Origin of the sequence: Craterilacuibacter sp. (genome assembly GCF_051659485.1) — a bacterium.
In the GTDB taxonomy this organism is placed as follows: domain Bacteria; phylum Pseudomonadota; class Gammaproteobacteria; order Burkholderiales; family Chromobacteriaceae; genus Craterilacuibacter.
This window is the reverse complement of record NZ_JBOFOO010000171.1, coordinates 1-11,370: the sequence shown is the minus strand read 5'-3', so window position 1 is coordinate 11,370 and position 11,370 is coordinate 1. Positions and strand designations below refer to the sequence as shown.

The following is an 11,370-nucleotide window of genomic DNA, read 5'->3' as shown; positions in this document are numbered from 1 at the left end:
CACTTGAACTGAGTGCCCAGGCAGGCACAGGTGGATGCATCGGTTTGAGATGTGACGAACCAGTTAGCCAAATGATGATATATCCCCAATCGGCTTTTTTCACATGGGTAGTAACGTGGGTAGAAAAACAAAACGCCCCGAAGGGCGCATGTTTACTATGTCTATGGCGGAGGCTGTGAGATTCGAACTCACGGACGGTTTCCCGTCGGCAGTTTTCAAGACTGCTGGTTTAAACCACTCACCCAAACCTCCTAAATCGTGCTCGATGCATTGCTGATCGAGTTGCGCATAATAACGGATTATTCTGCCGTTTGCTAGTGCCTTATGCGTTGGCCGCCAGCATCTCTGCCGCGTGCTGGCGCGTGGTTTCGGTGATGGCTTCGCCGCCCAGCATGCGAGCCAGTTCCGTGACTCGTTGTTCGGTATCCAGCGGCAGGATGCGGCTGACGGTGCTGCCATGGATGTTTTCCTTGGCAACTTGCCAGTGCGCATCGCCGCAGGAGGCAACTTGGGGCAGGTGCGTGATGGCCAGTACCTGGTAATGGCTGCCCAGTTCCTTGAGTAGTTTGCCGACTACTTCGGCCACGCGCCCGCCAATGCCAACGTCGACTTCGTCGAAGATCAGCGTCGGTACGGCAGCGACCTGAGAAATCACGACCTGCATGGATAGGCTGATGCGCGACAGCTCGCCACCGGAGGCGACTTTGGCCAGTGGGCGCAAGGTGCTGCCGGCATTGGCTGCGACCAGATATTCGATGGATTCGAGACCGTGGGCACTAGGCTCGGCTAGCGCGGACAATTCGATGGCAAAGCGTGCGCCGCCCATGGCCAGTCGCTGCATTTCACCGGCGATACGCTTTGATAGCTCGCCTGCAGCCTGCCGGCGCTTGGCCGACAGGGCTTCAGCTTGAGTGCGGTAGCGCGCCAGTGCCGCCGCCTCCGTGGTGGCCAGTGCTTCCTGATCGGTACTGGCTTCCAGTGTGGCCAGCTGGCGTTGCCAGTCGACCAGTTTTTCACCCAGATCTTGCGGCTGGCAGCGGTATTTGCGTGCCACACCGATCAGGGTTTCGATGCGGCCTTCGATGCGGGCGAGTTCGGCCGGGTCTTCGTCCAGATCGGAGGCGTAGTCGCGCAGGCTGTAGACGACTTCTCGCAGTTCGGCATCGACCGAGTCCAGTAGTGCCAGTGTATCGGCCAGACGCGGATCGACGCCGGCCAGCCGGGATAAACGGCTTTGCACCTGAGTCAGGATCGAGAGGCAGTTGCCGTCTTTTTCGGAGAGCGAGTCCACGGCATGCTGGGCGCTTTGGGCCAATTCGACCGCATTGGCCAGACGCGAGTGTTGCTGGTTGAGCGGGGTCCATTCATCGGGCTGTAAGCCCAATTCGCTCAGTTCGCCTATTTGCCAGTTCAGTCGCTCGCGCTCGACTTCCGATTCACGGCTCATGCGCTCGGCTTCTTCGCGTGCGCGGCGTGCGCCTTGCCAATCTTGCCAGGCGCTGTTGACATCGCGCGCCAGCGATGTGGCGCCGGCATAGGCATCCAGCAGGCCGCGCTGCATGTCGGGGCGCACCAGAGACTGATGGGCATGCTGGCCATGAATGTCGACCAGATAGTCGCCTATCTCCCGCAGTTGGGCGAGGGTGGCGATCTGGCCGTTGATGAAGCTTTTGGAGCGGCCGTTTTTATCCAGACTGCGGCGCAGCTGTAGCTCGCCGTCGTCGCCGGCCAGATCGTTGCCGCAGAGCCATGCGCCAAGCTCGGGCAGGCGCGAGATATCGAATACGGCAGAGAGGTCGGCGCGGTCGGCACCGGTGCGCACTTGCGCACCCTCGGCGCGGTCGCCCAGCAGCAGGCCCAGCGCATCCAGAATGATGGATTTGCCGGCACCGGTTTCACCGGTGAGGACGGTAAACCCCTGATTGAATTCCAGGGTCAGGGCGTCGACGATAACAAAGTCGCGAACGGAGAGCGATAGCAGCATGGTGTCGGTTCAGTGTGATTTAGAGCAGGCGTTCGCCCCAGTGCAGCTTGTGGCGCAGCATGTCGTAGTAGTTGTATCCGGCCGGATGCAGGATACGCAGCGGGTTGCGGTAGCGGCGCACGATGACGCGATCCATTTCCATCAGGTCACAATGCGACTGCCCGTCAAAATGCACGCGGGTATCCAGACCGCGTGTCAGCATGAACTCCACTTCGCAACTGTCGGAGACGGCAATCGGGCGGTTGCTCATCGATTGCGGACAGATAGGGACCAATGCGATCGCTTGCAGGGTCGGGTGCAGGATGGGGCCGCCCGAGGCCAGCGAGTAGGCGGTGGAGCCGGTGGGCGTGCTGATGATCAGGCCATCCGAGCGCTGGCTGTAGACAAACTGGTTATCGATGAAAACCTCGAACTCTATCATCGAGCCCAAGCCGCCACGGCTGACGACAATGTCGTTCAGTGCCAGCGCGCTGACGACTTCGGCGTCTTCGCGCAATACCGACGCGGTTAGCAAGATACGGTCTTCGGGGATAAAGTCGCCGACAAGTATGGCATCGACTGTACCCAGCATCTCGTGCAGCGGGATGTCGGCCATGAAACCCAGTCGCCCCTGATTGATGCCGACCAGCGGTACGCGATAGGGCGCCAGCAGTCGTGCCACGGCCAGCATGGTGCCGTCACCGCCCAGTACAATCGCCAGATCAGCCAGTTTACCTATATCGTTGCGGTCTATCAGTTGATGCGGGCCGGCCTCGTCGGCGCTGGCGCTATCGCTGTCTATCAGCACGCCGATGCCTTGAGCGGCCAGATGGTCGGCCAGTTTGCGCAATGAGGTCACGATCTGGGGTTTGCTGTGGCGGGCAAACAGCCCAATTTTCTTGAATAGGCAAGTCATGGTCGAATCTTACCGTGTTGTGCGCCGTCTGCCAAAACGCTTATGGGGTAGTGGGCCTGCGAGAGGCTTCCAGTGAGCATAGGTAAAAGCGGATCAGCTCGGCCAGTGTGCTGACTTCCAGCTTGGCAAACAAGCTGGCGCGATGCGTTTCTATGGTGCGTGGCGAGACATCGAGCAGCTTGCCTATTTCCTTGCTGGACAGGCCTTCGGCCACCATATCCAGTACGGCGCGCTCGCGCTCGCTGATGCGTGCCAGACGGTTGGCGACGTCCCGGGTTTCGGCTTTTTTTTCTTGCAGTTGGATGCTTTGGCGGATGGCGCGCCGCACGCTACCCATGAGCTGGATTTGGTCTATCGGCTTGCTGATAAAGTCGATGGCACCACTTTTGAAAGCCTGTGCGCATTGTGCAACATCGCCATGGCCGGTGATGAAGATGATGGGCAACTGGATGCCCTGTTTTTGCAAATGCGCCTGTAAGGCGAGGCCGGACAGATGCGGCATGCGGATATCGAGAATCAGGCAGCCGATGTCGTCGCTGGCGGCTTCGGCCAAAAAGGTCGGCGCATCCGGATAGGCTTCGACACAACCGCCATGGCTGCCTATCAGCAGGGCGAGCGAGTCGCGTATGGCGGGGTCGTCATCAACCAGATAAATTGTAGGTGTGGTCTTGATCATGGCGGGTTCTTCTTTAGGGTTGGCTGCCGATGATGGCCGGCAGCTCAAAGCGGAATACGGCGCCACCATCCGGATGGTTATCGGCATGGATGGTGCCGCCAAATGATTCGATAACCGATTGGCTGATGGTCAAGCCCAGACCCATGCCTTGATGCTTGTGGCTGAAGAAAGGGTCGAAAATATGCGGCAAATCGTTCGCCGGAATGCCATGGCCGCTATCGTGTACGTGCACGCGTACATGGCCATCCTGGGTATCGCTGCGGATGCTCAGGCAGCCCCAGTGCCGCTGGGCCGGCATGGCTTCAATGGCATTGCGAATCAGATTGAACAAAACCTGTTCCAACTGGATGGAGTCGGCAAAAACGCGCGGCAGATTACTTTCCAGGAAGGTGCTTAAATGGATGGTTTTACTATTTAGCTCGCTGTCAGCCAGCATCAGCGTATTGCGTATCGCCTGATTGATGTCGACAGGAACCCGTTCGGTACGCTGGCGGGTGGCCAGATTGCGCAAGCCGTGCACGATATGGCCAGCTCTTTGTGCTTGCTCTACGCTGCCTTGCAAAGCGCGTCTTAATAAATGGCGATCCGGTTCATCGTCATCCAGTAAGGTGAGCGCCGCTTCGTTGTAGCTGGCAATGGCAGACAGCGGCTGGTTGATCTCGTGCGCTATGCCTGAAGCCATCTCGCTCATGCTGGTGATGCGCGCGGCGCGCGCCAGCTCGAAGGCATGCTGTTTCAGGCGTTCCTCGCGATGCAGGATGGATTCCGCCATGCGTGCGCGTAGCGGTGCCATATCACGGATGGCGATAACGACACCCTGCATTTCGCCTTGTGGCCCGCGAAGCGGAGATAGCGTGCCTTCAATATACAAGTGCTGGCTGTCATGTCTGATCAAATGGCAATGCTGGGGCAGATTAACGTCTTGCCGGGACTCTATGCATTGCGCGATCAGGTCTGGTGCCGCTTCGGTAGCCAGTTCGTAATGCAGCGTCAGCGCTTGTGCTAGAGGCTGGCCGCGCATGTCGTCCGCCTTTTTTTCTATCAGCCTGCAGGCTTTGGGGTTGATATATTTGATCTGCCGGTGCTGATCAATCACGATGACCGCATCGTTGATGGCCTGCAGGGTGACCATGGCCTGTTCGCGTTCTTTGTCCAGGCTGCGTGAGACTTCGTCGTGGCGGGATTGTGCCTGCCGTTGTATGCCGGCAACCAGTAGTAATAAGTAGCATAAGAGTGCAGAGGCGCAGGGCAGCAGGATCAAAATGGCGGGCGGGATAGAGGGCAGTCTAGCCGTCTCGCTGATTTCCAGTTCATACGGAAAATAGTTGCGGTCTATCCGCAGGCGGGTGTGGTTTTTCGGTAGCAGCCAGTCGTATGGCGTGTTCGTTGCTGGGTCACCCATGCTTTGGTGACTGGCGATATCGTCGCCCCTGTGCTTGCTGTCTATGCGGTGCAGGCGGATAGCCGTGTGGCTGCTTTGTGTCTGTGGAATTTGCAGTAGCTGGTCGGTATTGATGGCCAGCAGGGTGATGCCGCGCACATATTGTTTTCGGTCTTGTGGCGCGACTTCCTTGGCGCTGTCCTCGTAGATAGCCTGCACATAAGCCAGACCTGGCCTGCCGTTGCTCAAGGTTAGCGGCAGGGAAACTTCCAGTTCGCCACTACGCATCGCCTGCACAATGGTGTGCTTGATCACCGGAGTACTGAGCAGATCCATTCCTATGGGGCTGGCAGGATGGTTCTGGCGGGGCTCTATCATGGTCAGCGGTATGGATTGCCAGTACCTTGGGATTGCTAACCCATTTTTACCCTGAGCCGCCTGCCTGCCTGTAGCGAATTCAGGGGTGTAGCCCTGTATGGTGATTGGTCTTTGCCATAGGGTGCTTTGTGCGGCTTCATAGCCGGCACGTTCACCGGCCTTGATCAGTGGCTGAAAACCCATGGTGTGGATGAAGGGATAGTGCGTTTGCATGTAGCGGGCGTAAGTCGAGATATCCTCCTGCTCGAAGCCCTGCTTCTGGCGGGCATCATCGGTCAGGCTGAACAGGATGCTCTCGCTAAGCTGCAAGCGGCTTTCTACCGATGACTTGATATGCAGCGCATTGGCTTGAAACCATGCCTGATGGCGGCTGATGCCCGATATGATGGCGATACCGAGCAGCACGAGTGTCAGCAGCAACCAGGCTGCAGCGTAAGCCAGACGCAGACGTACAGATAAAGCGCTGACCAGTTGGTGCTGGTTCTTTAATCGGGTGCTAAGGTCATGCATCATCAAATCGGCGCGGTAAACCATGTAGGTGAGTAGGGGCGGTGCTGAAAGTTTTGTGATCCGTGATCGTGGCGCCGCATTTCCATCGCACACCGTAGCCGGATACCGGACATGGTGTGCGTGTTTGGCCTGTTATGCCTGCGCACTCAATCCCCTGTCAGCTTGCCTGCATGTTTGGCCCGTAGCTTGGCTAGCTTGGGCTGGATCACGGCTTGGCAGTAGGGCGCAGTTTGATGGCTGGCATAATAGGCATGATGTTCAATTTCAGCCGGCCAGAAGATTTGGGCGATTTCTAGCTGGGTGACCACCGCCGCGCCAAAGCTTTGCGCCTGATTGTCATGCGCTATCCGTGCCCGGGCGCAGGCTTCCTGTGCTGCATCTTGCGCGAAAATGGCCGAACGGTATTGGCTGCCGATGTCGTTGCCCTGGCGGTCGGCTGTGGTTGGGTCATGCGTGGTAAAAAAGACGTCGAGCAGCGTTTCAAAAGAAATAATACTGTCGTCAAAGCGGATGCGTACCGCTTCTGCGTGGCCGGACTTGCCGGCGCAAACCTGCGCATAGTCTGGCTGTACGGTGTGGCCACCGATATAGCCGGGCTCCACTTGACTAACCCCTTGAAGGCGGCTGAATACGGCTTCGGTACACCAGAAACATCCGCCGGCGAAAATAGCTATCGACATGGTTTTTCCTTTTTATTGTCTGGCTTGGTCATGCATGTAATTGATTCAGCACAGGCGGGCAAAGCGCGGAATACTGACGCCGTCAACCAAGACATCTTCGACGAACATGGCGTAAGGGCGTACCCATAGCCCGCCTTCACCGTATAGCGGGCGGTACACAACCAGCCATTCTTCGGTTTCTGAATGGCGCGCCAGATCAATGACCTCATAGTCATTGCCCTTGTAGTGACGATAGCGTCCGGCGCTGAGTTCGGGTTTGGTGCTCATATGGATGACTCCCAGAAGCGGGCCAGCAAGTTGATATGTCTGGCATTGATATGCGGTACGGTCGGGCGCTTGATGCGGTAGGGCGGCTTATCCGTGTCTATGCGCTGCGCGGGGTGTGTCGGCAGTGCAACACGCGGTGCCTGAATATTTTCGGTTCGCTCAACCACGATGGCGATCGTACCGTTGTCCAGTTCGACAAATTCTCCTGGCGGATAGATGCCTAGTGTGCGTACCAGCAGCGCTATGAGGCGGCCATCAATTAACTGGTCACGGTTATTGTAAAGCTGGGTAAGCGCCTGCTGTGCCGGTACGGGCCTGCGGTAGCTTCTGGGCATCAATTTGGCGCAGCTTATATCGGCCACATGTAATAAGTGTGCATGTTCCGAAATATGGGGCTGCAGCAATTGGAACGGATAGCCGCTGCCATTCCATTCTTCATGGTGCAGCAGCAGTATCTCATGCCACAGCGGATCGGTAATCCCCATTTCCCTCACGAGTGCAGCGCTTAATAGCGGATGCAGTCGTATCAATTGCCGTTGTGCAGTGCTGGGTGGGCTTGCCTGTTGCGCCATCTTGTCTTGCAAATCTGCGATGCCGATATTCATCGTCAGTGCCGCGCAGGCCAGGGATTCGGTAGTGGGGGTGTCCAGCGCTTGCGCTTGTGCCAGCAGGTAGACAAGGATGGCGCTGTTAATGGCATGGCGCGGGGTATATAGCTGATAAGGTGACAGCAGGATGGCAGCGATGCAGGCGTCGGGCTTTTGCTCGACCAGTTGGCCTAGCGAATTTGCGATGGCACGCAACTCGGCGCCCGCATTGCGGCAACTGAGTGGCGTGTACAGTAAGGGCAATAGCCGCAGCACAAGCAAGGTCAGCGCACAGAATGAAGAACCATCATCCTGACTGGAGAGCGTGTGCTCGGGCATGCTTTGTGCCGCGTACTCATCCCTTTGCCTGCTACTCAGACGGAAAACATGGTCACCATCTTGGCTTAGGCGGTTTCGAGAAAATAGCGTATCGGGGAGTACTAAAGACGGCATGGGAGTATCTGCACCGCATGGCTATAAAATCATAATGAATGGAATTATAACCGCGATGAGATCAAGTGCATGTTGCTTTGCATGAATTGTCCGGCGGGAGCTCGCGACTTTTCACGCACCCTTCGCTAGAATCGCGGGTTTTCAGCAGGAATGTTCCTTATGGCTATCGTATTGGCGCCGATGGAAGGGATAGTCGACGAGGTGATGCGCGACGTCCTGACGGGCATTGGCGGCATCGACTTGTGCGTATCCGAATTTATCCGGGTAAGCGACACCCTGTTGCCGCAAAAAACCTTTCAGCGGCATGCCCCCGAGTTGTTCTCGGGGGGGGCAACCCGTGCCGGCGTGCCCTTGCGGGTGCAGCTATTGGGGTCCGACCCGCAGGCGCTGGCACAAAACGCGCTGCGTGCCGTCGAGTATGGCGCTGGCGTGATCGACCTTAATTTTGGATGTCCGGCGCCGACAGTCAACCGGCACGGCGGGGGTGCGGCCTTATTGAAACAGCCGGCACTGATGCACGAGATTGTGCGTGTGGTGCGTGCGGCTTTGCCTTCGCATATCCCGCTGACGGCCAAGATGCGTTTGGGTTTTGAAGACACGATGCTGACGCTGGTCTGTGCCGAGGCACTGGTTAGCGGTGGAGTCAGCGAACTGACGGTGCATGCCCGTACCAAGGTCGAAGGCTATCGCCCGCCTGCCCATTGGGAGTGGCTGGCCCGCATCCGTGAACATGTGGCGGTACCTGTGGTTGCCAATGGTGAAGTGTGGTCGCTGGAAGATTATCTGGCGATACGCGAGGTTAGTGGCTGTGACTCGGTGATGATAGGGCGCGGTCTGCTGGCTGCCCCCGATTTGGCCAGGCGTATCGCGCGTTATCACGCGAGCGGTGAAAAAGACGTAGCCGCACCCTGGTCTGAAGTCATGCTCTGGGTGCTGGATTTTTATGCCCAGTGCCGGGCGAAGGGCGAGGGCACACCTTATCCGGTCAGCCGGATCAAGCAGTGGCTGCCACAGATGAAACGCCACTACCCCGAGGCTGAAATCCTGTTTGCTGCCATTCGAAAGCTGACGCAAGCGGATGATATTCAGGCGGTACTGAATGATGAAATAAAAGTCTGACTCAGTATTTCTACGGATAGATATCAAATCAAGAGTCATTTATTATGCAGACACATCCAGAAACTGAGTGTCTGGATAGACCTGCGTCCTCAGCGCTGGTCGTTGCACTTCCTCAATAGCATATGGCCCCCTTCTTTCGCAGGAAGGGGGATTTTTTTGCCTGCCGTTATCTCTTTGCTGTGCTGCGCGGCCTTTGTGCCGCGACGGGCTAGCCGTGGCGCGATCCGCGTTGGCCATGATAAAGTAAATCCTAATTTACCGAACCGGTGCTCAGGCCCGGTAGCCAGCAAGCCATCTCAGGAAGGGAATACCGCGTGACCCATATTGCCGAACTCGCTCCGACCGAAGTCTGGGAGCACTTTCAGACCCTGTGCGAAATCCCGCGTCCATCCAAGCATGAAGACGCATTGCGTGATTATCTCAAGGGCTGGGCCGAATTGCGTGGCTTGACGACGCAGCTGGATGCGGCGGGCAACCTGATTATCCGCAAGCCGGCAACGCCGGGTTTTGAAGACCGCAAAGGGGTGGTGTTGCAAAGCCATCTGGACATGGTGTGTCAGGCCAATGCCGGCACCGTGCATGATTTTTTCAAGGATCCTATTCGCCCGGTGCTGAAAGATGGCTGGCTGGTGGCCGAGAACACCACGCTGGGTGCCGATAACGGCATCGGTGTGGCGCTGGCGCTGGCGGTGTTGCAAAGCGAAGATATCGACCATGGCCCGATCGAGGCCTTGCTGACAGTAGACGAAGAAGCCGGCATGGGCGGCGCGCTGGGGCTTGAGCCGGGCCTGCTGCAGGGCGAACTGCTGATCAATATCGACACCGAAGAATGGGGCGATTTTTATCTGGGCTGTGCCGGTGGCGAAGATGTCAATGTGCGCAGCAGCTACGCAAGCGAAGCACTGCCGGCGAATTATGCGGGTGCGCGGCTGGTCATCAAGGGCTTGAAGGGTGGCCACTCGGGTTGTGATATTCACCTAGGGCGTGGCAATGCAGTGAAAAGCCTGCTGCGACTGATCAAATCGCATGAAACCGAACTGGGTTTACGGCTGGTGTCGTTTGATGGCGGTACCGCACGCAATGCCTTGGCGCGCGAAGCCAGTGCTGTTGTTGCCTTGCCGGCAGAGTGCTTGCCGTTACTCTATACGCGTCTGGCTGAATTTGAAGCGCTACTGCAGTTCGAGTTGTATGGCGTCGATGAAGACGCGAGTGTTGCACACGAGGCGGCCGAGGTTGCCAGCGTGATGGCGGCTGCCGATCAGGTGCGCTTGCTGCGTGCCTTGCACGCGGCGCCACATGGCGTGAAGCGCATGAGCCAGCGCGTCAGCGGGGTTGTGGAGACCTCGAATAATCTGGGTGTGGTGCAGATCGGAAACGGCACGCTGTTTGCCAACCTGATGGTGCGCTCCCTGCTAGAGTCGGGTACCCGGGCACTGGCGGATGAAATTGTCAGCCTGTTTGAATTGGCGCAGTGCGATATCGAGCGCGAAGGCAAGTATCCGGGCTGGGCCCCGAATCCGGATTCGGCACTGCTGGCCTTGTTCCAGCAGGTGTATGCGCGCGAATTCGGCGGCGAGAGCGGCGTCAAGGTCATTCACGCCGGACTCGAGTGCGGCTTGATCGGCTCCAAATATCCGCAGATGGATATGGTGTCTTTCGGGCCGGACATTCGGGGCGCGCATGCGCCGGGTGAGCGGGTCGATGTCGCGTCAGTCGGCAAGGTTTGGGCGCTACTCAAAGCGGTGCTGGCGGCGGTACCGGCCAAGGCCTGATCTAGTATTAGAGCCATCTGTGACTGACCCCGCCTGGTGCGGGGTTTTTTACGCCTGTGCCTTGGCTGCGGCGCGTGTGCGCCAGGCAGTTTCCATATTTCTCTTTACCCGATTGGGGTGCGCTGGTGCTGTTGCATGATAAATGCGGGCGAATTTGATCTGGGTCAAGTAAATGTGTAAACGCATGTCGCATAGGTGAAGTGGGTATTCGGCCTTCCCATGTAGAATCGCTCAAAACTACCAGAACAACCCGCTACAGCAGGAAGGAAAGCAGATGAAGAATACGGTCAGCCGCGCCACTTTTGATCAGGTGATGGTTCCCAATTACGGCCCGGCCGGTTTTATTCCGGTACGTGGTGCGGGTTCGCGGGTGTGGGATCAGGCCGGGCGCGAGTATGTCGACTTTGCCGGCGGGATCGCCGTCAACGCGCTTGGGCACTGCCACCCTGAACTGCTGGCGACGCTGACCGAACAGGCGGGCAAGTTGTGGCATGTGTCCAATGTATTCACCAACGAGCCGGCGCTTGAATTGGCCAGCTTACTGACCGAGTTGACGTTTGCCGAACGCGTTTTCTTCTGCAATTCCGGCGCGGAAGCTAACGAGGCGGCTTTCAAGCTGGCACGCAAGTATGCAGCCGACCACTTTAGTACCGATAAGCACGAAATCC

General features: G+C 57.7%; 10 protein-coding genes and 1 tRNA gene. 3 read left to right on the top strand and 8 right to left on the bottom strand.

Features of this window, described 5'->3' with window-relative positions; translation table 11 throughout:
* Positions 1 to 164: 164 nt before the first annotated feature.
* The 8 genes from ACRC1E_RS06025 to ACRC1E_RS05990 form a co-directional block, all read right to left on the bottom strand.
* Positions 165 to 252: transfer RNA gene (locus tag ACRC1E_RS06025), tRNA-Ser, on the bottom strand.
* Between the two features lie 70 nt (positions 253 to 322).
* Positions 323 to 1,984 (bottom strand): DNA repair protein RecN, encoded by a 1,662-nt coding sequence (recN, locus tag ACRC1E_RS06020; RefSeq protein ID WP_438514208.1) that lies wholly within the window; start codon positions 1,982 to 1,984, stop codon positions 323 to 325.
* A gap of 19 nt (positions 1,985 to 2,003) precedes the next feature.
* Positions 2,004 to 2,879, bottom strand: coding sequence for an NAD kinase (locus ACRC1E_RS06015; RefSeq protein WP_438514207.1), 876 nt, complete (start codon positions 2,877 to 2,879; stop codon positions 2,004 to 2,006).
* A 40-nt stretch (positions 2,880 to 2,919) separates the two neighbouring features.
* Positions 2,920 to 3,555 carry a response regulator transcription factor gene (locus ACRC1E_RS06010; RefSeq protein WP_438514206.1) on the bottom strand — a complete coding sequence of 212 codons (636 nt, stop codon included), beginning with the start codon at positions 3,553 to 3,555 and terminating at the stop codon, positions 2,920 to 2,922.
* A gap of 13 nt (positions 3,556 to 3,568) precedes the next feature.
* A complete protein-coding gene (locus ACRC1E_RS06005) occupies positions 3,569 to 5,824 on the bottom strand; it encodes an ATP-binding protein (RefSeq protein ID WP_438514205.1) in 2,256 nt (751 codons plus the stop codon).
* A 146-nt stretch (positions 5,825 to 5,970) separates the two neighbouring features.
* On the bottom strand, positions 5,971 to 6,504 hold the full coding sequence (gene msrA, locus ACRC1E_RS06000; RefSeq protein WP_438514204.1) for a peptide-methionine (S)-S-oxide reductase MsrA: 534 nt from the start codon (positions 6,502 to 6,504) through the stop codon (positions 5,971 to 5,973).
* A gap of 45 nt (positions 6,505 to 6,549) precedes the next feature.
* On the bottom strand, positions 6,550 to 6,771 hold the full coding sequence (locus ACRC1E_RS05995; protein ID WP_438514203.1) for a DUF1653 domain-containing protein: 222 nt from the start codon (positions 6,769 to 6,771) through the stop codon (positions 6,550 to 6,552).
* Complete coding sequence (locus ACRC1E_RS05990) at positions 6,768 to 7,697, bottom strand: HD-GYP domain-containing protein (protein ID WP_438514202.1); 930 nt, start codon at positions 7,695 to 7,697, stop codon at positions 6,768 to 6,770. Before ACRC1E_RS05990 ends, ACRC1E_RS05995 begins: the two co-directional genes overlap by 4 nt.
* Before the next feature lie 273 nt (positions 7,698 to 7,970).
* Here ACRC1E_RS05990 and ACRC1E_RS05985 point away from each other — a divergent pair, with 273 nt between their 5' ends.
* The 3 genes from ACRC1E_RS05985 to ACRC1E_RS05975 all read left to right on the top strand — a co-directional run.
* Positions 7,971 to 8,930 (top strand): tRNA dihydrouridine synthase, encoded by a 960-nt coding sequence (locus ACRC1E_RS05985; protein ID WP_438514201.1) that lies wholly within the window; start codon positions 7,971 to 7,973, stop codon positions 8,928 to 8,930.
* Between the two features lie 314 nt (positions 8,931 to 9,244).
* Positions 9,245 to 10,702 (top strand): aminoacyl-histidine dipeptidase, encoded by a 1,458-nt coding sequence (locus ACRC1E_RS05980; RefSeq protein ID WP_438514200.1) that lies wholly within the window; start codon positions 9,245 to 9,247, stop codon positions 10,700 to 10,702.
* 274 nt (positions 10,703 to 10,976) lie between these two features.
* A partial coding sequence (locus ACRC1E_RS05975) for an aminotransferase class III-fold pyridoxal phosphate-dependent enzyme (protein ID WP_438514199.1) occupies positions 10,977 to 11,370 on the top strand: 394 nt, incomplete at its 3' end.